The 22,431-nt window shown below is 37.2% G+C and carries 28 protein-coding genes; all 28 read right to left on the reverse strand.

All coding sequences use genetic code 11. The features are described 5' to 3' along the window. Positions 1-6 precede the first annotated feature (6 nt). The 28 genes from MHH64_RS15060 to fliG all read right to left on the reverse strand — a co-directional run bounded on the left by MHH64_RS15060 (position 7) and on the right by fliG (position 22,423). Positions 7-246 (reverse strand): hypothetical protein, encoded by a 240-nt coding sequence (locus MHH64_RS15060; RefSeq protein WP_262366386.1) that lies wholly within the window; start codon positions 244-246, stop codon positions 7-9. Positions 247-435: 189 nt separating this feature from the next. Next, positions 436-1,218 (reverse strand): FliA/WhiG family RNA polymerase sigma factor, encoded by a 783-nt coding sequence (locus tag MHH64_RS15065; protein ID WP_095308674.1) that lies wholly within the window; start codon positions 1,216-1,218, stop codon positions 436-438. A 429-nt stretch (positions 1,219-1,647) separates the two neighbouring features. After that, positions 1,648-2,145, reverse strand: a complete 498-nt coding sequence (locus MHH64_RS15070) for a chemotaxis protein CheD (RefSeq protein WP_095308672.1) — start codon at positions 2,143-2,145, stop codon at positions 1,648-1,650. Continuing rightward, positions 2,138-2,773: a chemotaxis protein CheC gene (locus MHH64_RS15075; protein ID WP_118888915.1), complete on the reverse strand. Its 636-nt coding sequence runs from the start codon at positions 2,771-2,773 to the stop codon at positions 2,138-2,140. Before MHH64_RS15075 ends, MHH64_RS15070 begins: the two co-directional genes overlap by 8 nt. Positions 2,774-2,776: 3 nt before the next feature. Further along, positions 2,777-3,217 (reverse strand): chemotaxis protein CheW, encoded by a 441-nt coding sequence (locus tag MHH64_RS15080; protein ID WP_095308742.1) that lies wholly within the window; start codon positions 3,215-3,217, stop codon positions 2,777-2,779. 52 nt (positions 3,218-3,269) lie between these two features. Next, positions 3,270-4,313, reverse strand: coding sequence for a chemotaxis response regulator protein-glutamate methylesterase (locus MHH64_RS15085; RefSeq protein ID WP_095308668.1), 1,044 nt, complete (start codon positions 4,311-4,313; stop codon positions 3,270-3,272). Between the two features lie 5 nt (positions 4,314-4,318). Further along, positions 4,319-5,179 (reverse strand): MinD/ParA family protein, encoded by an 861-nt coding sequence (locus tag MHH64_RS15090; RefSeq protein WP_118888916.1) that lies wholly within the window; start codon positions 5,177-5,179, stop codon positions 4,319-4,321. Next, a complete protein-coding gene (gene flhF / locus MHH64_RS15095) occupies positions 5,169-6,272 on the reverse strand; it encodes a flagellar biosynthesis protein FlhF (protein WP_251658739.1) in 1,104 nt (367 codons plus the stop codon). Before flhF ends, MHH64_RS15090 begins: the two co-directional genes overlap by 11 nt. Beyond that, on the reverse strand, positions 6,269-8,305 hold the full coding sequence (flhA, locus tag MHH64_RS15100) for a flagellar biosynthesis protein FlhA (RefSeq protein WP_303448198.1): 2,037 nt from the start codon (positions 8,303-8,305) through the stop codon (positions 6,269-6,271). Before flhA ends, flhF begins: the two co-directional genes overlap by 4 nt. Before the next feature lie 98 nt (positions 8,306-8,403). Beyond that, positions 8,404-9,483 carry a flagellar biosynthesis protein FlhB gene (gene flhB, locus MHH64_RS15105; RefSeq protein ID WP_095308660.1) on the reverse strand — a complete coding sequence of 360 codons (1,080 nt, stop codon included), beginning with the start codon at positions 9,481-9,483 and terminating at the stop codon, positions 8,404-8,406. Between the two features lies 1 nt (position 9,484). Continuing rightward, positions 9,485-10,264, reverse strand: a complete 780-nt coding sequence (gene fliR, locus MHH64_RS15110) for a flagellar biosynthetic protein FliR (protein ID WP_118888920.1) — start codon at positions 10,262-10,264, stop codon at positions 9,485-9,487. A 3-nt stretch (positions 10,265-10,267) separates the two neighbouring features. Beyond that, complete coding sequence (gene fliQ, locus MHH64_RS15115; protein ID WP_095308656.1) at positions 10,268-10,537, reverse strand: flagellar biosynthesis protein FliQ; 270 nt, start codon at positions 10,535-10,537, stop codon at positions 10,268-10,270. 50 nt (positions 10,538-10,587) lie between these two features. After that, positions 10,588-11,253 carry a flagellar type III secretion system pore protein FliP gene (gene fliP, locus MHH64_RS15120; protein WP_095308654.1) on the reverse strand — a complete coding sequence of 222 codons (666 nt, stop codon included), beginning with the start codon at positions 11,251-11,253 and terminating at the stop codon, positions 10,588-10,590. Further along, positions 11,246-11,905 carry a flagellar biosynthetic protein FliO gene (locus MHH64_RS15125; RefSeq protein ID WP_340001986.1) on the reverse strand — a complete coding sequence of 220 codons (660 nt, stop codon included), beginning with the start codon at positions 11,903-11,905 and terminating at the stop codon, positions 11,246-11,248. The genes fliP and MHH64_RS15125 overlap by 8 nt, the downstream gene beginning before the upstream one ends. 16 nt (positions 11,906-11,921) lie before the next feature. Then, positions 11,922-12,284 (reverse strand): response regulator, encoded by a 363-nt coding sequence (locus MHH64_RS15130; RefSeq protein WP_095308650.1) that lies wholly within the window; start codon positions 12,282-12,284, stop codon positions 11,922-11,924. Between the two features lie 17 nt (positions 12,285-12,301). After that, complete coding sequence (gene fliY / locus MHH64_RS15135; RefSeq protein WP_303448201.1) at positions 12,302-13,471, reverse strand: flagellar motor switch phosphatase FliY; 1,170 nt, start codon at positions 13,469-13,471, stop codon at positions 12,302-12,304. Next, positions 13,461-14,456, reverse strand: a complete 996-nt coding sequence (gene fliM / locus MHH64_RS15140) for a flagellar motor switch protein FliM (RefSeq protein ID WP_118888923.1) — start codon at positions 14,454-14,456, stop codon at positions 13,461-13,463. The genes fliY and fliM overlap by 11 nt, the downstream gene beginning before the upstream one ends. A 34-nt stretch (positions 14,457-14,490) precedes the next feature. Beyond that, on the reverse strand, positions 14,491-14,910 hold the full coding sequence (gene fliL, locus MHH64_RS15145) for a flagellar basal body-associated protein FliL (protein ID WP_303448202.1): 420 nt from the start codon (positions 14,908-14,910) through the stop codon (positions 14,491-14,493). Beyond that, entirely contained in the window at positions 14,903-15,121 is a 219-nt protein-coding gene (locus MHH64_RS15150; RefSeq protein ID WP_095308642.1) for a flagellar FlbD family protein, read from the reverse strand. Before MHH64_RS15150 ends, fliL begins: the two co-directional genes overlap by 8 nt. Positions 15,122-15,166: 45 nt before the next feature. Beyond that, entirely contained in the window at positions 15,167-15,958 is a 792-nt protein-coding gene (gene flgG, locus MHH64_RS15155) for a flagellar basal body rod protein FlgG (RefSeq protein WP_095308640.1), read from the reverse strand. Positions 15,959-16,042: 84 nt separating this feature from the next. Then, positions 16,043-16,414 (reverse strand): TIGR02530 family flagellar biosynthesis protein, encoded by a 372-nt coding sequence (locus MHH64_RS15160; protein ID WP_118888925.1) that lies wholly within the window; start codon positions 16,412-16,414, stop codon positions 16,043-16,045. Between the two features lie 12 nt (positions 16,415-16,426). Next, positions 16,427-16,897 carry a flagellar hook assembly protein FlgD gene (gene flgD, locus MHH64_RS15165; protein WP_118888926.1) on the reverse strand — a complete coding sequence of 157 codons (471 nt, stop codon included), beginning with the start codon at positions 16,895-16,897 and terminating at the stop codon, positions 16,427-16,429. Positions 16,898-16,906: 9 nt separating this feature from the next. Continuing rightward, entirely contained in the window at positions 16,907-18,274 is a 1,368-nt protein-coding gene (locus MHH64_RS15170) for a flagellar hook-length control protein FliK (protein WP_303448203.1), read from the reverse strand. A gap of 26 nt (positions 18,275-18,300) precedes the next feature. Beyond that, on the reverse strand, positions 18,301-18,888 hold the full coding sequence (locus MHH64_RS15175) for a hypothetical protein (RefSeq protein ID WP_118888928.1): 588 nt from the start codon (positions 18,886-18,888) through the stop codon (positions 18,301-18,303). Between the two features lie 5 nt (positions 18,889-18,893). Beyond that, positions 18,894-19,340: a flagellar export protein FliJ gene (gene fliJ / locus MHH64_RS15180; protein WP_118888929.1), complete on the reverse strand. Its 447-nt coding sequence runs from the start codon at positions 19,338-19,340 to the stop codon at positions 18,894-18,896. Continuing rightward, complete coding sequence (gene fliI, locus MHH64_RS15185) at positions 19,340-20,662, reverse strand: flagellar protein export ATPase FliI (RefSeq protein WP_303448204.1); 1,323 nt, start codon at positions 20,660-20,662, stop codon at positions 19,340-19,342. Before fliI ends, fliJ begins: the two co-directional genes overlap by 1 nt. After that, positions 20,659-21,417 (reverse strand): flagellar assembly protein FliH, encoded by a 759-nt coding sequence (gene fliH, locus MHH64_RS15190; protein ID WP_303448205.1) that lies wholly within the window; start codon positions 21,415-21,417, stop codon positions 20,659-20,661. The genes fliI and fliH overlap by 4 nt, the downstream gene beginning before the upstream one ends. Continuing rightward, the gene (fliG, locus tag MHH64_RS15195) at positions 21,410-22,423 is read right to left on the reverse strand and encodes a flagellar motor switch protein FliG (protein WP_095308624.1); all 1,014 of its coding nucleotides are present in this window, start codon (positions 22,421-22,423) and stop codon (positions 21,410-21,412) included. The genes fliH and fliG overlap by 8 nt, the downstream gene beginning before the upstream one ends. Between the last annotated feature and the right edge of the window lie 8 nt (positions 22,424-22,431).

Genomic DNA, 22,431 nt, shown 5'->3' on the forward strand with positions numbered 1-22,431 from the left:
CTCCTTCTATCCGTTAAAATCGATCTGACTTCCTAAATAAGGATGGTTCATTTTGTACTCTTCTTCACTTTGCTCCAGTTGAGTCTTTTTGTTAATGAGGTTTTTCGAATGCTGTTCTTTATTCTTTACTTTCTCGGTTTTTTCAAATTCATTAACCCGCTTCCGGGTTCGTTCTTCTTGTTTCCTTTGAGTCTGTGCCAATGATTCCTGGAAATGCTGTCCCTGCTTTACCATATTATCCTGCATCTTCCCAGCATCCTGCGTTCTAGGAAGTGCAACCTGCATTTCAATGGATTTCCAACTCAGAAGCTATCATTCCTTTTTGTTTAGTCGTAACGCTAAGGTTGAATCTAAATTTTGTCGTAAAGAAGCTGTGTGCATCTGTACTTCCATCAATATGTTGTTTGCACTGGAGATTCTTGATATGTTTTCAATTCAATTAGCAAATACTTGCATTTTATTTAACGTTTTTCGCAGCTTAAAAATAGACCGTTTGTGGATTTGCGATATTCTGGAGGTTGTTAGCCCAAGAACCTGTCCTATTTCTGTAAAGGTTAATTCTTCATTATAAAACAGACTGACAACAAGCTGTTCATTTTTGTTTAACATTTTTATCCCTTGAACGAGTTCGTTATTTAATTCATTTTTCGTTAGATGACTCTCGGGTAATATCGTGGAATTATCGGGAATCGAATAACCAATTCCTTCTTTCAATTCACTCGAATTACCTTTTGGCTTTTCTTCAATTGAAAGAATGTTACCAAAGAGTGAGTCTTTAATAGCGGTTTCCACTTCTTCTATCGACATCCCCAACATTTCGGCTATTTCACCTGCAGTCGCTTCTCTATGATGTTTTTGTTCATATTGCTCTGCTGCTTGTTCAACTTTTTTTGCTTTTTCTCGTATTGATCTAGGAAGCCAGTCTTCTTTTCTTAATCCATCAATAATCGAACCTCTAATTCGAAAGGAGGCATACGTATCGAATTTCAAATCACGAGTTGGGTCAAATTTTTTCAACGCGTCATAAAGCCCAAGAAGTCCCAAGCTTTTGACATCTTCTTTACTTACGCTTTTTGGGAGTTGGCTTGAAATACGTTCCGCATGGAAATTGACGAGATACATGTAATTGACAATTAATTCATTCGCTGCTTCACTGCTTTTATTCGTTATCCAGTCATTCCAAAGCTTATCTTCAAGAAGGGAATTTCCTGATTTCATTTTTTCTACGCTCCTCCTTTTCCGTTAATAAATAAGTATTCACTCAATCATTTGTGCAATAAATAGCTTATCAGATCCTTATAAAACGAACGTTCTTTTCTAAATATCAGACTGGATATGTTTCCATTACAATAGTTATTGTTTACAGCATAAAATATATAAACTTCGAATTAACACATAATGTTTGTGCGTATATCCGCTCCGAAAATATACTTCGCACGCCTTAGGGGGGGCTGGTGAGCCTCCACCCGGAGCGATCCCGGACGGCGATCATTGCTCAGATTAAGCAAATAATCATTAGTCCGTAGTTTCTACCAACCGCGACTTTAAAAAGTTAACCTAAAACCAAAAACAAGTGAAACGGATATAGTTAACTTGCTTAATTTGATCAAAAACAAACGTCTATTCCTCATTATGAAAGTTGAGAATTTAAATATAAAATTCCTTTTTATTCACTTGTCGTATCTTTAATTGACTTGTTTCTGGATCGAACTCAATTGTTCTTCCAGCATTTCCGCCTACGTCGGATGCAACAACAGGAATCTTAAGTTCTGCCAGTTGTTTTTCGACCGCTTCAACATTTCTTGGTCCAATTCGCATAATATCTGAACCTGAACTTAATTGAAACATCTGAGCACCACCTGCCAGTTTCGCTTTTAGTGCATATTTTCTTGCACCTCTTTCAAGCAGCAAGTTAATGAGATAAGGAATTGCTGTATCTGCATATTTGTACACATTCAATTTAGCTTGCTTTGCCAAGGCTGAATCCGGAAGCAAGATATGAGAAAGCCCCGCAATTTTTTTCGAAGAATCGTAGACGATCACACCAACACATGAACCTAAACCTGAGGTTCGAATTAAATCAGGAACTTGCACAACTTTTAAGTCAGCAATTCCAACTTTGACTACTAAACCTGTTTCATTCATAATCATTTATTCCTAACGCATCAAATATTTTAGCGAAAGATTCAGGGTCTGGTAATAAAAAGAAATTCCCCTGAATACCTTGATTTGTTCCATCATGACTAATTTCTGTATTAATAACAATGGCATAATCAGAAACTTGCGAGAGCTCCAGCAAACCAACCGTTAACACCGCTCCTGCCATATCGATTCCAAGATATGGGACAGAAGGCTGCATATTAATATTTGTAAAATCTGATAGAGCTGTTAGATATGATCCTGTTACAATATTGCCGATTTCTTGTAATGCTGAAAGCGCTATTTCATTTTCTTGCTCTGATTGGAGCAAGGTAAACCCCGGATCATTTGTCAATTCTCGTACAAAATACTCAGCTTCTTCAATTGTAAATATTAAATAAACTGTACCTGGAGCCTCTCCTTGAATGCGAAATAATAAGCAAACAATTGTGTTCTCAGAGCCACCAGTTAATTCCATGATTTCATCAAATCCAGCAATACGAACAGAGGGTACCTTCATCTCAATTTTTTTGTTTAATAGGATAGAGAGCGAACTAGCTGCATTTCCCGCACCAATATTTCCTATTTCTCTAAGCACATCTTTCTGCATCGTTGTTAACTGTACAAATTCCATTGCTTAGCCTTCCACTGCATTAAGCACATCAATATCCTGGAAGGATAGTACTTTTTGCAGATCAAGTAGAATAAGTAAACGGTTATCTACTTTGGCAACACCTTCAATATAATCAGCATTAACGGTACCAATAACCTCTGGTGCAGGCTCAATTAGTTCTTCAGGAATATCAATAACATCATTTGCTACGTCAACAATCAGACCTACTTCCATCTCGTTTATTTGAGCAATAATAATCCGTTTATTTGCATCAAAATCAGTTTCTTCCATACCAAATCGTAATCGTAAGTCAATAATCGGAATTACGACTCCGCGAAGATTTATTACTCCCTTCACATATGGTAAAGTTTGGGGTACCCTAGTTATTGGTTGTTGCCTCTCGATAGACCCAATTTGATTAACAGGAACCGCATATTCTTCATCCTGCAATTGAAATACAATCATTTTTCGATCTTGTGTCGATGCCTTTTCCAATTTTATTCCTCCTAGTAAATCTCTATTTTGTTAAGTTAGCAAGTATTGAGCCAAATTGATTTAATGAAAGTTCTTGGTTAACATATCCTGTCTGAACAGCTGCTTTAGGCATACCATATACAATCGATGTTTCTTCCGATTCAGCTAGGACAATCGTATTGGGATCCTGCTTTTTCATTTCGATAATACCGGCCGATCCATCATTTCCCATTCCAGTCAATACAATTGCGATTTTGTTTATTCGTTTCAGACCAGCTATCGAGCAAAATAATGTATCTACTGATGGACGGTGCCCTTTGACAGGAGCATCCTTTGATAAACTGATTGCAAGTGAAGTGCCAATTTTATTAATTGTCATATGAAAATCACCAGGAGCAATGTAAGCAGTACTGTTTTCAATAATTTCACCGTGCACCGCTTCTTTCACACGAATTGGACTAAGTGTATTAAGACGTTCAGCTAACGATTTTGTAAAGCGGGCAGGCATGTGCTGGACAATTAAGATTGGTACAGTAAATGAATCTGAAATACTTGTAAGCACTTGTTGAAGTGCCCTAGGCCCTCCTGTCGATGTACCAATCGTTATGATTGATTTATCATAGTATTTTTGGATCGGAGCTTCCATCTGACAATCAGTCGCTTTGTGCAATTGCTTCTTATTCAAATTAACTTGTGAAGCCGTAACAACTTTCGAAATAATTTCCTGTTGGATATTTCGTATATCTAATGAGATAGCTCCAGATGGTTTTGTAATAAAATCAACGGCGCCATTCGATATAGCCTGAATCGCTTTTGTTGTACCCTCTTTCGTTTCACTTGAAAGCATCACAACCGGAGTTGGATTTTCCCTCATAATAATCGAAAGTGCTTCGATCCCATCCATTACTGGCATATGCACATCCAACGTTACGACGTCTGGTTGTAGTTCTATAATCTTCTTTATTCCATCTTCTCCATTACGACCAGTTGCGATCACATTCACTCTAGGATCGCTTGCAAGAATATCGGAAATCACTTTTCTCATAAAAGCAGAATCATCGATAACAATAACGCGAATTTGCTTCATAATAACTACCTCTCCATCAAATGTTTTAATCGTTGAACGAAGGAAGAAGGTGTTCGGTTCACTTGTTTTGTATGTGTTACATAATTGTATGTAATATCTTTTAATGCTTTAGCTGCTTTGGATTTTTCATTATATAACGTGTAAGGAATCTGTCTTACAATTGCCTGTGTAACAACCCTATCATCAGGAATAATCCCAATCGATTGAATTTCTACTTTTAAAAACTTGGTCACAACAGCTTTAAATCGTTCTAATGCTTTCAAACCATCTTGATAATTGGATGCACGATTTAATATGACATGTAAAGGCATATCCTGTTTGCGATTGACGACATGCTTTATCATCCCGTATGCATCTGTAACGGATGTTGGTTCCGGTGTTGTAATCACAATACATTCATCTGAGGCAAGAATAAAAAATAAGCTGTCCTCCGTAACACCTGCACCCATGTCAAATAAAATATAATCATAAATTAAGGACAATTCCTTGTATTGTTCGTAAAAATAATCATGGTCTGATTCGTCCATCTGGAAGAAATTTGACAATCCAGAACCTCCTGCAATATACGCTAGCCCTTTTGGTCCTTGTTCAATTACATCAAGTATAGATAAACGTTCTTCAAACAAATTAACAATCGTTTTCTCTGCTCGGCTACCTAGCAAAATATCGATATTTCCCATTCCAACATCCAAGTCGAAGAGTAATACCTTTTTGCCGTTGTTTATGAGTTGCAAAGAGAAATTTAACGCAAAATTGGACTTACCTACGCCACCTTTTCCACTTATAACTGCGACCGTTTTTGCGTTATTTGGATGGTTGCGACTATCAAGCTTTCTCCTCAGCCCCTCTGCTTGATCATGCTTCATCATAATCACCTACCAGAAGATTACGTATTACTCGTTTATCTGCTTCGAGCAAATCATCAGGGACATCTTGACCATTTGTCAAATAAGCAATTCCAACTTGCTTTTCTAGAGCAATATTTAGTAAACTGCCATATTGTCTTGTTTCATCCAGTTTTGTGAAAATGACACCCGCTATCGAAAGGTGCTCGAATTGCTCGTAGATTTCTACAATATCCTTAGGCTTTGTTGTTAAAGATAACACAAGATAGGTTTCCATCATGGACATATCAATCGTTTTTTTCAATTCATTAATATATTTCGGATCACGAAAGTTCCTACCAGCTGTATCAACAAAAATTGCATCATAACTCGAAAATTTAGTAATCGCCTGATGGTAATCATCAATACTGTAGGCAACCTCAAGTGGCACATTTAAAATTCGCGCATAGGTCTTTAATTGCTCCACTGCAGCAATTCGATACGTATCAGCTGTTACGAAAGCAACTTTTTTATCACTTTCAAGCATCATCTTAGCCGCAACCTTTGCAATCGTAGTCGTCTTCCCTACTCCTGTTGGACCTACAAATTGAATAATCTTCTTGTTTAATGGAATGGGTGCTAAAACGTTGCTTAGTCTCTCTTCTATTATTAAACCGATATTATTCATGATAACATCTATTTCTGTGTCACCTTGCTTCTCTAACACCAATTCCACAATTTCCTTGGCCAGCTTAGGGTGAACCTCTTGATCAATCAAATGTTCATAAGCTACTTGATAAGAAGGGGAGAAACTTAACCCTCCCTGTCGAGACTGAACTTCAATCATTTTTTTCAGGTTTTTAATTTCCAGTAGTACATGCTCATTTTCTAACTTTGGTTTATTTGTTTTATTCATTCGAGGTTGTTCTGCCACTTGCTCAGGATTTTTCTTAGGTGTTAGTGGACTAGGATCAAGAGCCGCCACAACTTCAATCTGTTTCTTCTTAAAAAAACCAAACATCCCACGTTGTTGAATTTCTTTTGAATTAAGAATTACTGCATCAGGACCAAGTTCTTTTCGAACCTGATTCATTGCCTCAGGCATAGTGTCTGCTATATATTTTTTTACCTTCATGCTACATTCACCACCCCAACACTTTGTACCTGTACATCTGGTTCAAGTTCGTTATAAGAAAGCACAATTACTTGCGGTAAGAATCGATCAAGCAATTGCTTTAAATACATTCGAATGGCAGGTGAGCAAAGTACAATGGTAGACTCTTCTTGAAGTGCAAGTTTCTCTGCCTCTGTATGAATCGTCTTAATAATTTCTTGCTGGGAGTCTGGATCAAGCGCTAAATAATTGCCATGTTCCGTTTGCTGTATATGATCAGCTATCAGCTTTTCAACTTTACCTGAAACTGTAATCACCTTCATCTGCATATCCTCACCTGCATACTGATTCGTAATCTGTGAAGAAAGTGCTTGTCTCACGTATTCCCCAAGAAGCTCTGTGTCATTCGTCATTTTCGAAAAATCAGCTAATGTTTCAAAGATAATTGGCAAATTACGAATGGAAATATTTTCTCTCAGCAATTTAGCAAGAACTTTTTGCACATCGCCAATTGCAAGTGGTTCAGGGGTTACCTCGTCAACCAAAATTGGATAGCTTTCCTTCAAATGATCGATTAATTGTTTCGTTTCCTGTCTGCCTAACAATGTATGTGCCTGTCGCTTAATTACTTCTGTAATGTGTGTCGATACAACAGATGGTGGATCTACCACCGTATAACCAGATAGTTCTGCTTCATCCTTGTTTTCTTCACTAATCCATTTTGCAGGCAAACCAAATGCCGGTTCCTTCGTATCTATTCCATCAAGAGTATCATCGCTGAAATCTGGAGCCATTGCTAAATAGTGATCTAGTAAAAGTTCACCCGATGCGACTTCATTTCCTTTAATTTTTAATCGATATTCATTTGGGTTTAGTTGAATATTATCTCGAATCCGGACAACTGGAATAACAATCCCGAGTTCAATTGCAAGCTGTCTTCGAATCATAATAACTCGGTCCAGTAAATCGCCGCCTTGATTCGTATCTGCCAGAGGAATTAGTCCATAACCGAATTCAAATTCAATTGGGTCCATACTTAGAAGGCTGACAACATTTTCAGAAGACTTCATCGCAGAGCTCTCTGTTTGATCCTCTTCTTCTTCTGTTTGTATTTCCGGCGGCATCTTGGATTGCTTTTCCAGAAAGTAACCGCTCAATGCTAATATAGACGCTAACATTGTCGTTAAAAAGAAATTAATCGGAGTTAGGCCAAGAAGAAAAATCGTACCCGCCGCAATATATAATAATTTTGGGTATTGCAGTAATTGGCCTGTTACTTCTGAGCCAAGATTTCCGTTACCAGCTGATCGCGTCACAACAATTCCTGTAGCGGTTGACATAAGTAATGCTGGAATCTGACTGACTAAACCGTCTCCCACAGTTAAACGAATAAAAGTATTAACAGCTTCTCCAAAAGGCATTCCCATTTGTACAATCCCAATTATTAAACCGAATACAACATTAATTAGAACAATAATGATTCCTGCAATTGCATCACCCTTAACAAATTTACTCGCACCATCCATCGAACCATGGAAATCGGCTTCCCTTTCCACTTTTTCACGTCGCTCTCTAGCTTGACTTTCGGAAATCAAACCAGCATTTAGGTCTGCATCAATACTCATTTGTTTACCTGGCATCGCATCAAGTGAAAATCGCGCAGCTACTTCAGAGACACGTTCCGAACCTTTTGTAATAACAAGAAAGTTTATAATAACCAATATGATAAATACAACAAAACCAACAAGTGGATTATCTCCAATTACAAATGATCCAAAGGTATCAACTACTCCACCAGCATCTGCTTCCGCTAGAATTGACCTAGTGGTCGAAACATTTAACGCAAGCCTGAATAAAGTTACGAGTAAGATAATTGTTGGAAATACCGAAAACTGTAATGGCTCCTGTGTATTCATCGATACTAAGATAACCATTAGCGCTATAATAATATTTACTAAAATCAGCACACTTAACAGCCAACCCGGTAGCGGGATGACCAGCATGATGATTACTAATATAACTGCTAAAAGTACTGATAAATCCCGCGCTTTCATTTATGTCTCTCCTTACTTGCTGTTTGGTGTGCCCGAAATTTTAAAGCCGTGTATAGCTTAGTTCCCAAGACAGCCACGCCCAGTCGTTTATATACTTTTTAAATCTTTTTCTCTAATCGATATACATATGCTAGTACTTCTGCAACAGCCTTAAAGAATTCTTCCGGTATGATATCCCCTATCTCTGCCGCACGATACAGCCCTCTTGCTAATGGCCTGTTTTCAACGGTAATTACGTCATTTGCTTTAGCTATTTCTTTTATTTTTAATGCTATTTGATCTGTACCTTTTGCAAGTATATAAGGAGCATTAGCCTTTTCTTCGTCATATTTAATTGCTACTGCATAATGCGTAGGGTTTGTAATAATAACATCCGCATTTGGTACCTCACTCATCATTCTTCTCGTTGCAATCTGCCTTTGTTTTTCCTTGATTTTCGATTTAATTAAAGGATCCCCTTCAACATTCTTATATTCGTCCTTAATATCCTGCTTGGACATCCGCATATTTTTTTCGAAATCAAACCGTTGATAAGCATAGTCAAACACCGCTAATAATAATAAAGCTATAATTGCTGCAAACGCCATAACACTCGTAACTCTTCCAAAGAAAGCTAATGCATTTTCAGCGTTCGTAAATGCCGTCATCAGCATTTCATCTTTATAAAGCCAAATCACAGAGAATGTTATCCCGCCAATACAGGTGATTTTTAATAAGGATTTTAATAGCTCAACAAGTGCTCGGATTGAAAAAATCCGTTTTGCTCCTTGAATCGGATCAATTTTCTTTAGATCAAACTTTAATGGCTCTGTTGTGAACAAAAAACCTACTTGCATTAAGTTAGAGGCGAAACCTGCGACAATTGCGATTAACATTATAGGTGCAAGCATCTTTGCTGCTTCGACCGTTGCGCTGTTCAGTATTTGCTGAACAGTATTCTCCGTTAATTCCCAGTCGATAAATTCAATAAAAGTACGCTCATATATTCCTGTCATATGCTCCAAAATAAATCCGCCAAACAAAAACAATGTAGAAAAACAAAATAATAATAAAATTGCTGTATTTATGTCCTGGCTTTTTGCTACTTTTCCTTTTTTTCGTTCATCGAGACGCTTTTTTGGAGTAGCTTTTTCTGTTTTTTCACCTGCAAAAAATTGTAAATCAAGTTTCAAGTGCAAATTAAGCACCTCCGAAAAGCTGCATTAGTCCACGCATCGTTTCAAACATTGCTGTAAAAAGGTTTCTTGCCAGCGTCACATACAAAGCTAGAAACACTAGGATCGCAAGAAAACTAACTAATATTTTAAGCGGCAGCCCTACAACAAACACATTCATTTGCGGTACAGTACGCGCAATAATTCCAAGTGCCACATCTACCAAAAACAAACAGCCAACGATTGGAATTGCTATTTGGAAAGCGATAATAAACATACTATTAAAAGCTGTAATGACAAATTCTGCAATTGAATTATTCTGAAATGGAATAAATGTTTCCAGCGGAATAAAACGATAACTATTAAATATTCCATCAATAATCAAATGATGCCCATCAACCGCTAATAAAAATAATAGTGCAATCATATATAAATATTGTCCTGTCAATGGACTTTGTGCTCCTGTTTGTGGGTCCACCACATTCGCAATCGCAAATCCCATTTGAAAGTCAATAAAACCACCAGCTACCTGTATTGCAGATACGATAATAAATGAAATGAGGCCAATTAGTACTCCAACTAACACTTCTTTAACTATTAGAAAAATATACATTTCGTCGACGACCAGTTGGGAAGCATCGACTGTATAAAACATAATCATTGCTAGAAAGAAGCTAAAACCTATTTTAAATGGTAATGGCACTGTTCGATAAGAAAATAACGGCATCGTAACAAAAAATGCCAATACCCGTACGAATATAAGCAGAAAAACTGGTAGACTCGTAATAGAAATTAAATCAAGCATGATTTACCCTACAAACTGATTAATATTTTGAAAAATAGAGGATGCAAATTCAACCATTGTCGTAAGCATCCACGGTCCAAAGAAGATCAGCCCTATAAAAACAGCGACAATCTTTGGGATAAAGGCTAATGTTTGTTCTTGTATTTGCGTCGTTGCCTGAAAAATACTTACCAACAAACCGACCGCAAGAGCTAATATAAGCAATGGGCCTGTAACAAGTAATATTGTATAAACTCCTTGCTCAGCCAAGGTCAATACGAATTCACTGCTCATAAGTAGAAGCTCCTTTCTTTACTATACTCACATTTAAAGTGCGTGAACCTCTAAAAACCATTAAGTAAGGATTGCGTTATTAAATACCATCCATCCACCAACACGAAGAGTAAAATTTTAAACGGCAACGAGATCATAACTGGTGGAAGCATCATCATTCCCATTGACATCAGAACACTTGCCACAGCCATATCAATAATCAAAAATGGGATAAAAATCATAAAGCCCATTTGGAATGCCGTTTTTAATTCACTTATTGCGAAAGCAGGAACTAATGTAGTTAGAGGAATATCTTGTACCGTTTCAGGTGGCTCTGTTTGCGTATAATCAAGAAATAGAGCTAAATCCTTTTGCCTCGTATGCCTTGCCATAAAATCCTTTAAAGGTGCACTGGCATTTTCATATGCCTCATCCAAAGTAATTTCTTCATCAAAAAGTGGCTGTAGCGCTTCTTGATAGACCTCACTGAATGTAGGAGCCATAATAAAAAAAGTAAGAAATAGGGCTAAACCAATGAGTACTTGGTTTGGCGGCATCTGTTGTGTTGCTAAAGAAGTCCGAACAAATGAAAGCACAATAATTATTCGCGTGAAGCTTGTCATTAAAATCAATATTCCTGGCGCTAGCGAAAAGATGGTTAGTAAAAGTATTAACCGAACAGACGTGGATACATTAGCTGGATCCGAACTAGAAAATATATCGATAAATTCATTCATGTGTATCTTCCTTGTGCTTATTAATCATATTTTTTCGGCTTTGCTTCAAATTGTTTAGTTCATTTGAGAAAAGCTTCTTAAATTCACTGCTAGACGATTGATTTGTCTGATCTTTTTTGGAAGAAACAAAAGGTGACAACAACGAACTGATTGGAAAACTATCTTGAGTATCTTGATTATTACGTACAATATCTTGCTTTACTTCGTCGTCAGTAATCTCTTGAAGCAATTCAACATTTTCTCCTACACCAACTAAATAAAGTCTTTTTCCAATTCGAATGATTTGAATAGAACGATTTTGTCCTACAGATATCCCACCTAAATTTTCTAGTGCCTTCACCTGGTTGAAAAGTTTGTTTCGTTTATTTAAAAACTTAAGCAGCACATAAATTAATCCAAGAACTAGTAATAATGCAAAAAACATTCTAACTAATTCAAACGCCATGGAACTGGACTTATTATTACCCGTTAGTAAATCACTATCATTTTCGTTTTCTTCCAATTCGTTTTTTGGAATTTCATCATCTTCACAATCAGCTTCCTCCCCCAGACATTCCAACACACTGTTTGGTGCTGCATCCGTCTGGAGGGAGAAAAATGATAGAATAAGAATGGTACTCAAACAGAAACTGTAAAGAACTTTTTTCTTCAACCTGCTCACTCGTTTCTTAGTTTAAAGCTTTTTGAATCGCTTCGATTACCCTATCTGCTTGGAATGGCTTTACAATAAAGTCTTTTGCTCCCGCTTGAATAGCGTCAATCACCATTGCCTGTTGTCCCATCGCAGAACACATAATGATTTTAGCGTCTGGGTTAACTTTCTTTATTTCTTTTAATGCTGTAATTCCATCCATTTCTGGCATCGTAATATCCATGGTCACTAAATCAGGTGTCAATTCTTTGTATTTTTCAACCGCCTGCGCTCCGTCCTGTGCTTCCCCAACTATTTCATAACCATTCTTTGTAAGGATATCCTTAATCATCATTCGCATAAATGCTGCATCATCCACAATTAAAATTCGTTCTGCCATTTGGTTATTCCCCCTAATTATTTTAAATTCCTAATCCGGTCATACTGACTAATAATATCTGTAACACGAACACCGAAGTTTTCTTCAATCACAACAACTTCACCTTCAGCTACAAGTTTATCATTTACTAGAATATCAACCGGTTCACCTGCTAGCTTATCAAGCTCAATAATAGAACCTGAAGCCAGTTCAAGTATATCGTTAATTGATTTTTTTGTTCGGCCAAGTTCAACGGTAACTTTTAATGGGATATCAAGTAACATATCAAGGTTACGTTGCTGACCAGTATTCAGCTCAACCTTTTCAAAATCAGAGAAAGCTGCCTGATGCACCTCTGCATGTGAGCTTGTAACTTTATGACCCAAATATTGCGGTTCAGCTGGGTCATCTCTTGTTTCTGCTTGTAAGGAGTTATTATAAACAGCCTGCTCCTGCTGTTTAGCTACACTATTCTCAGTAACCGGGATTTCAGCTTCAAGCGTCGCAGCGCTCTCCTTTTTCTCAATTGCGTGTTCTTCCGACCCATTTAACAGCTCTTTAACTAGCTCTTTTGCAAAGCGCAACGGAATTAATTGCATCATATTCGAATTGATCAGATTCCCAACAGCTAGTTTAAAAAACACCTTTACATAGACTTCTTCATCAAAAACATTTTCGTTTTTAACTCCAGTTACTTCTTCATCCAATATTGAAGGCGGAGAGATATCAACGCGTTTATTAAACACGGTTGACATACTCGTTGCAGCTGCACCCATCATTTGATTCATCGCTTCCTGAACTGCGCTTAAATGGATTTCATTCAATTCACTATCTGGATTTGTCCCATCACCACCAAGCATAATATTTGCAATAATAGCTGCGTCCCCAGCTTTTATAACAAACACGTTTTTTCCCGTAAATCCCTCTATGTAATTCACTTGAATACTTACTGGCTCAAAGGTAAATTCATCACCAATATCCGTTCTTTCTATGACGTCTACTATTGGTGTTGTTATTTCCACCTTCTGATTTAATAAAGTGGAAAGTGTGGTGGCAGAGCTACCAAAAGAAATATTACCAATTTCTCCCAGTGCATCAATTTCAATATCGGAAAGATAGCTTTGCTTATTTTCATCTGACTTGTCTTCATCAGAAATATTCAATAGCGCATCAATTTCTTCCTGTGAAAGCATGCCATCATTCATCATATTGCTCACCCCTTTTTATTTCATCTAATATTTGTACAGACATTTTATTTTTATACTTGCCTGGCTGCACAAGGAATTTAACTTCATTATTAATAGTAAGTCTTAGCGGTAAATCGATTTTCTGATCTAGTGTAATCACATCATTTTGCTTTAGTGCCAAAAACTCATTGATTGCAATCGCACCCTCACCAAGAATCGATTTTACTTCAACTTCAGTTTGCTTTAAGTTCTTCGACATTTTATTAAATGCTGTAGCATCCCGATTTTTTTTCTCCGCTTGCATCCAATAATGCACAGAGAGCTTTGGAATAATTGGCTCCAAAATTATATGTGGGATACAAATATTAATCATACCAGTTGTTTCCCCAATTGCAGCTGTCATCGAAACGACGACAACCGTATCATTTGGTGCAACCATCTGTAAAAATTGAGGATTTTCTTCAAACTCTTCTAATCGTGGCTTTATTTCTGTTACAGAAGCCCACGATTCTTCTAATGTATACACAGCTTTTTCGAAAAATTGACGTAGTAATAACTTTTCGATTTCCGTTAAATTGTTGTTTTTATTAATCGTGTTACCTTTTCCGCCTAGAATTCGGTCAAGCAATGCATAACCAATATTTGGATTAACCTCCATGATTAAATTACCATCTAACGGTTCAACACTATAAATATTTAATATTGTCACTTTTTGTATTGAGCGTACGAACTCTTCAAATGGCACCTGATCAACAGATGTAACCGAAATATTAACATACGTTCTTAGCTGCGATGAAAAATAAGTTGTTAGCATTCTTGCATAATTTTCATGAATTCTAGAGATGCTTCTTATCTGATCTTTAGAGAAACGCAATGCGCGTTTAAAATCATACACGCGTACTTTTTTCTCTTGCTCTTCTTTTTTTAGTTCTTCAGCATCCATTTCACCTGAGGTTATCGCAGATAATAGTGCATCTATTTCATTTTGTGAGAGAACTTCATCCATTAATCATACCCACCTCCTATTAGGAGCTTTCATTCTATTGAAGTATTTTGTTGATTGTATATACTTCTGTGATTTCTCCTTCTTCCACTAGTTCGTTTAAACTTGATTTAACAACTTGCTCTAACTCGGAAAGTCCGGATTTAAAATCTTCTTCTGTTTTCGTTGCAAGCTCTTTAATAATAATATTTTTCAATTGGAAATCACGCTTTTCAACCTCTTTTAATGTTTCTTTCCCATCCGTTACAATTTGAAACTGAATTCTAACAAATGCTCCATCTGCTAAATCGGTTGTGATTTCAGGTGATTCATAGGAATAGTTTACAATGTCATCAATCGATTGTGCATCACCTTTTTTATTTTCGCCTGCCACATTTAATACAACTACTAATGAAGCAATTGCAATAACTAATAATACAACAAGTGATGTAATCATTGTCTTTACTAACTTACTCATCCTCTTCACCAGCCTTTATTTGAACTCGTGCTAATCCTATTTGTTGGTAGTATTCTGTAATTTTTTGTATAACATCATCGGCTTTGTTCTTTACAACAATTTTCTTTCCATTAATTAAGGAAATCGTTGTATCTGGCAGCGACTGAACCTGTTCAATTAAAACGGCATTTAGTACAAATTCATCGTCATTCAGCCTTTTTAAAGTAATCATGTATATGGCGGGAGTACAGGTTTAAGCATACTCCCTACCCCCTTATTATCGTTTTAAGTTTACTAGCTCTTGAAGAATCTCATCAGATGTTGTGATAATTCTAGTATTTGCCTGGAAACCACGCTGTGCTGTAATCATTTCTGTAAACTCTTCTGAAAGGTCAACGTTTGACATTTCAAGTGAGCCACTTATGATCGAAGCTGCTCCATTCTGTTCAGGAGTAACTGTACCGTTATAACCTGCATTAGGTGAATCTAAGTATAAATTGCTACCGTCTTTTACTAACCCGGCAGGATTCGAAAAACTTGCCAGCGTTATTTGCCCAGCTTCTTGTGTTGCACCAGCAGCATCAATATAGTTTATCGTACCGTCTGTTTGAATACTGAAGCTTTGCGCATCAGTTGGTATTGTTATATTTCCATTAGCACCTTGAAGATACAATCCATTCGGATTAACAATCGCGCCATTATCATCTAAATAGAAATTTCCAGCTCTTGTATAATACGTTGTACCCCCTTGTTCCTGCAATACAAACATTCCATCACCTTCGATTGTCAAGTCAAGCGGGTTATTTGTCACCTGCTGAAATCCTTGTGTGTGAATGTTGCTTATTGTACCAAGCTGAGAACCAAGCCCAACCTGTGTAGCATTGACTCCCCCACGAGTAGCAGTTGCACCTTGTGCACCTGTTGTTGTCTGACTCATTAGATCTTGAAAAGTCACATTTGCTTTTTTATACCCTGTTGTATTAACATTGGCGATATTATTTCCGATAACATCTAATTTCGTTTGGAAATTTTTCATACCTGAAATACCTGCATACATTGAACGTAACATTTTTTTATCCCCTTTTTTATGGTTATTTTGGTTAGCTGTATCTAGCATTCAACAGCTTATATTGGCCTCCCATAAGGGTCCAGCCTAGTCATTTATTAGAATGGTTCCATTGATATTTGTAAAAATTCTACTTGTTGCTTCCTCACGATTCATTGCTGTCACTACAGTATGATTTTTTGCATTAACAAGCAATGCTGCATTGTTCATGACGATAAGTGAATCTGTAATCCCCTTTTTCTTAGCTTCCTGCATTTTCTCGCCGATTATTTCCCATTGCTGCTCATCAATTTGAATATTTCGCTCTGCTATTCGCTGTGATGCATGTTTACTTATTTTCAATCCTTGTTCCTGTGATAAAATATCCTTAAATGGAATGGGTGATTGCTTAGACTTAGGTCCATTGATTGCTGGAAACTGTAATGCATGCTGTGGGACTTGATGAATCCGATGATCCATAACCTTTCCCCCTTATTCCGTTATCCTATCTCCGGCTTCTTCTTTTGTACCTGGATCGCTAACTTGAATAATCGCATCCGCGTATATTTTTTCTCCATTTTCAAGCTCCAATATTGCCCATCCTTCATGTTGACTAACAGCCACTACTTTACTAGTTACTTTACCAAGCTCCTTACCTGTCTCTTGGTCCACATCCATATATGATACTTCCTGACCAATCATATGACTGTATTGGATTACAGGAGAGACCAACTGACTTTGTACGAGCATTTCGATTGAATTAGACATGTTCATCATCTGCTCCAATGATGAAAAAGTGGCCATTTGTGATACAAATTCACGATCGTCCATCGGATTTGTAGGATCCTGATTTTGTAACTGCGTCATTAGTATTTTTAAAAATTCATCCTTACCAAGGCTTGCGCTCGGTGTTCTGGTCTTTGGCTGGTTACTTAAATATAACGATGGATCAATTGTTGTCATTTCCTCCACCTACACCTTCTCATTTAGAAGCAGCTCTTCAAACTGTCTCTCAAAGCTATCTTCTGTTTGTTGATTATCCTTATGATCGGATTGATTCGATTGCTGCTGTTCCTGTTCTTTTAACTGTTTATTTTCTTGCTCTTCCTGCAAATTTGTCGTTTGCGGCAAATTTGCATCTTGCTTCTCCACGACTACTTGGTGCGGGGAAAACATATTCTTAAGCTGATGTATGTTTGATTCTAACATCTCTTTTGCAGTAGCAGTGGTAACTAAAATTTTTACCAATACTTCACCATTTACCTGTGTAAAACGAACCATTAATTCCCCCATATTATCGGGTCTTAACAATACTGTTAAATGGTTCCTCTGGTTGGGCAAAGCCGACAATTTAGTTGATTCCATAATTTTTTCAAACTGGTCCATTAACTGCTGATCCGGGCTTTGAGTCGGTTGTAGTTGATTAATATGAATCACATGTTGCTCTAGTTTTGAAATCGGCACCGCCTGGTTCGTCTGACTTGTCATAACAACTAAATTTTCTTTTTCAATTGCACTACCAAGCCATTTCGCTATATCCTTAACTGTTACATTTGAATCTGCATTGTACCGTTGCATTCCAGAAAAATGCTCTCGCTTTTGGAATGAATCAAATATGTAATTCCATATTTTCGACTCTCTCGTTTCTTGCTTATTCCCTGCTGTTAATTCATTCATCTCTTCGCCATTTACTGCCGTTACCCCAGCTATCAATGTATTTGGATTTACTTGCTCTTTATTTACATGCTGTCTTTGTTGTAACAAGGTAAACCCTGCTGTATCTCTGTCTGTCACAGACGTTAGGTTTGCTTGTAACCGTGTTAAATCCTTCCATTGATGAAGCAATTCCAATACTTTTGATGAGGCATCCCGAACATCTTCGTCTGTATCTAATTTGGAGATTAATTTTTCAATCTGCTCAAGCAAAAAGGCTAGTTGTTCCTCAACATCTGTATTACTCGTTCCACTTTCAGGATTTACTATTGGAAATCCATGCAATTCGCTAGATAGTGAGACTTCTTCCTCCACGTCAGGAAAAACAGATGAAGGTTGCAGGATAAAGACATCTTGATTCTCCACCTCATTATTTAAGCTTGCAGTAGCTGAATTCGCTACATTTTCTGTATCATTTCCACTGTTGATTCGTTGTAACAGATTCTCTAGAGCAACCTCTTTTTTCATTGAAGACAGTTCCTGATTTTCATGCTCAGATACATTAACAATGTTCTCATCTAATATACGGTGAAATGATGAAACATCCCCTCGTAAACCGGATTTCATTTGCGTATTTGTCAACTTTGCTGGCTGTACCTGTTGTAGAAACACCGCGACACTATTCAAATTCTCACCTCCTTCCAATAACTTTTTTAATTTTCATTTGAGAGAAGCAATTGTGTTAGCTCTGCTGCCTGTTCAGGATTCATCGCACCTAGTATCGTTGCACGATGTTCGTTAGATAGTTCCTGCAAAATTGAAACCGCCGTATCTGTCTCTAAATTTTCAATAATAGGGGCTGCTTTAGAGCCCTTCATTTCTTCAAATGAATCAATAATTGTAGAAAAAGATTCATCTGAAGAATCTTCCTCTAACAATTCTTCATCAATCTGTGCATCTTCTAAACTATTTTCCAAACGAACAATATCTTGGTTTTGATCATTTATTGTAGCTTCCAATTCACGAATCGTTTCATTTAAGCTTGTAATCTCTTCATCTTTCTCATTTACAATTGCTTGTGCCCGCGAATCATCTTGTACAGGCTTTGCTTCATCTGATGCTACTAGATTCGATATGATTGGCATTGAACTAGCTTGTTGCTTCGTCCAATCGATAACATTAAATCCTGCAACCCCCATAATAATAACAACTAGAGTAATGATGATGATTAACGGAATTACAACTGCAAATAAAAACCAGAGAATTGGATTCCTTTTTTTCTTTTTCGTAGTCTCAACCATTTATTTCACCTATTTTTTTGGCTTAAAAATTGTGTTATTGAAATTTCATCCATAAAAGCATCTTCCATCTTTTTTTGTATAGTTGCTTTTGTTTCTTTTCTTACTTCAATTAGTTTCTCGAATTTCTTTACTTCCACGTGCGCATCTGACAGCAGATGTTGTTTTGATTCCATATCTGTTCTAGCCTTTTGAACACGAGACTGCAAATTATTAATTTGTCTGTTTAGTTGCTCAATGTAATTGGCTTGCTCTTTTATTCGGTCAATCGGTGTTAGTGAGTGAAAAAATTGATCATATGAATCCTCAGCACGTTCTTTTTTTCGTAAAATTTGATACAGCTCTGTAGCAACTTTTTCAAAAGAATCAAGTGATTGATTATACGCTTTCTGTGCAACTTGCTTTTCATTTTCACGAATATCCAATATTTTTGATAATGCAACAATCTCGGCCATCACTCAATTCCTCCATTAAGCAGTGATTTCATCAATTGAATCGTTTCTTCTAACGTATTTACTTCATGTATATCCTGCCTTAAAAATTCTTGGATTTTTGGATAATAGGAAATTGACCGATCAATCTCCTGATTGGTGCCACGTTTATAAGCACCTATGTTAATTAATTCACGATTATCCTCGTATACTGCCATCAGCTTCCGAAGCTCTTGTGCAATCTGTTTTTGTTCCGCTGTTGCAACCATATTCATAACTCGACTAACTGACTTCTGTACATTAATAGCAGGAAATTGACCGCGCTCTGCTAGCTTTCTATCCATTACAAAGTGTCCATCTAATATTCCACGAACTGCATCTGCAATCGGCTCATTCATATCATCCCCATCAACAAGTACAGTGTAGAAAGCGGTGATTGTCCCAGCTTTATTTGTTCCCGTTCTTTCTAATAACTTGGGAAGAATGGAAAACACAGATGGTGTATATCCTTTTGTCGTTGGTGGCTCACCAATCGCCAGACCAATTTCTCTTTGTGCCATTGCTACTCTAGTGACGGAATCCATCATTAAATTAACATGGTAGCCAAGATCGCGGAAATACTCACTAATTGCAGTAGCAGTATATGCTCCTTTAATCCGCATTAGAGCAGGTTGGTCTGATGTTGCCGCTACAACAATTGTCTTTTTTAGCCCTTCTTCGCCCAAATCGTGCTCAATAAACTCACGCACCTCACGACCACGTTCACCAATCAATGCAATAACGTTAATATCAGCATTACTATTTCTTGCAATCATTCCGAGTAGTGTACTTTTCCCAACACCACTACCAGCAAAAATCCCAACCCTCTGGCCTTTACCCATTGTTAAAAGCGAATCAATTGCTTTCACGCCAACTTGAATTGGTTCGCGTATCGGTGGTCGTGTCATTGGATTTGGTGGAGCTTGATCGGTTAAATAGTTAGAGAGCCCTTTTGGAAGTGATGCTTGATCATCCAATGGCTGACCAAGCGAGTTCACAACATTTCCAATCAAAGATCGTCCAACCTTTACAGTTAAAGGCTTTCCAGTAGATTCAACTAAGCATCCGGATCCTATCTCCGTTACCTCTGCATATGGCATAAGAAGGATTTTTTCATTATTAAAACCTACAACTTCTGATACAATAGGTGGTCGATTAGAGGAGGAAGAATGAATGTAACATACTTCTCCTATGTTTGCCGCGGGTCCTTCTGATTCAATCATCAACCCTACAACACGCAGGACTTTACCATAATGCTTATATGTTGCAGCTTTTTCTATAACAGATTTGTAATCGGATATATTCATTGCTTCTTCTCCATTAGGTAATCCTGCAATGCTTCACGGATTTTTGATAGTTGTGTGTCAACACTCGCATCAATTTGGCCAAAAGCATGCTCGATTAAGCAAGTGTTTTTCTTCAAGTTTTCATCTAAGTAGATAGATAAAGTTGATTCATCTTCCATAATTCGATTTAATTCATCTTTTTGCTCTATGACCTCACTGTAATTTAGAGGATGTAAATAAATCGTTACAGTTGATTGATCTTTTAATTCCCGGATGGCCTGTCGTATAATTCCCAAAAATGTTGCTGGTTCCTTGGAAATTTCCTTACCGATAATTTTCTCTGCAATACTAAGTGACAGCTGTAATATCGTCTCTTCGCTATTTTCAATCGTTTTATTGTAATCATACGTCGTTGCATCAATAATTAAATTAGCTTGATTCAACTTTTCTTCATATGCAGCTTTACCTGCTTGCTCTCCTTGAAAAAAACCGGTTTGATAACCTTCCTGCTTTGCACTTTCAACCAACTGATGCTTCGTTTCTTCCCAGTTGTTTTTCTCTTGTTCAATTGCTCGCTTGGTTTGTTCCAGTAATACTTCTTTTTTTTGAGCTAAATCCAGCAATTCCTGTTGCATGCTTTCGATCTCATCTTGGATTGTCTCCAATTCTTTATTACTATCAATTGGTTCATCTTCAATGGTGTGCTGTATCGACCGAATCGGTTTAATTTTTATCAATTTCTGATTGAAGAGCTGTTTATTTTCTGAATCAGACAATGATATCGTCTCCTCCACCTCTAGCGATGACAATTTCTCCTATATCTTCAAGTCTACGAATAATAGCTACAATTCTCATTTGTGCTTCTTCTACGTCTCTTAGGCGAACTGGTCCCATATATTCCATTTCTTCTTTGAAAGTTTCTGCCATGCGCTGAGACATGTTTGTAAAGACAACATCTTTAACCTCATCACTAGCAACCTTCAAAGCTAATCGCAAATCTTCATTTTCAACTTCACGTATTACACGTTGTATCGCTCGATTATCAAGGACAACAATGTCTTCAAAAACAAACATTCGCTTTTTGATTTCATCTGCCAGTTCCGGATCTTGAACCTCTAGAGCATCAAGAATTGTTCGCTCCGTACTACGGTCTACACCATTCAACACTTCAACAACCGCCTGTATTCCACCAGTTTGTGTATAATCCTCAGAAACAGAAGCAGATATATTCTTCTCCAGCACTTGTTCTACCTGACTTATAATTTCAGGTGAAGTGGAATCCATTGTAGCTATTCGTCTAGCCACATCAGCTTGCAGCTCCTGGGGCAATGAGGATAAAATCTGTCCTGCCTGTTCGGAGTCAAGGTAAGAAAGAACTAAAGCAATTGTTTGCGGATGCTCTCCTTGAATAAAATTCAATACTTGTTGAGGATCCGCTTTTCTTGCAAAATCAAATGGTCTTACCTGTAAAGATGAAGTTAGACGGTTTATTATATTGGAAGCTTCTTGCTTTCCAAAAGCTTTTTCCAAAACGGTCTTCGCGTAACCAATTCCTCCCTGTGTTATGTAGTCTTGTGCTACAGCAATTTGGTGGAATTGTTCTAAGACATTTTCTTTCAAATTTGTATCTACTTTTTTAACCGATGATATTTCCAAGCTTAACTTTTCAATTTCTTCTTCTGATAAGTACTTATAAACTTGCGCCGATACATCTGGACCTAGGGAGATTAAAAGAATTGCTGCCTTTTGCTTTCCAGTTAAAACGCCTTTTTGCCTTGCCATTTTTTTAC

It is taken from the genome of Oceanobacillus sp. FSL K6-0127 (genome assembly GCF_037983385.1).
GTDB classification, from domain to species: Bacteria; Bacillota; Bacilli; order Bacillales; family Amphibacillaceae; genus Oceanobacillus; species Oceanobacillus profundus.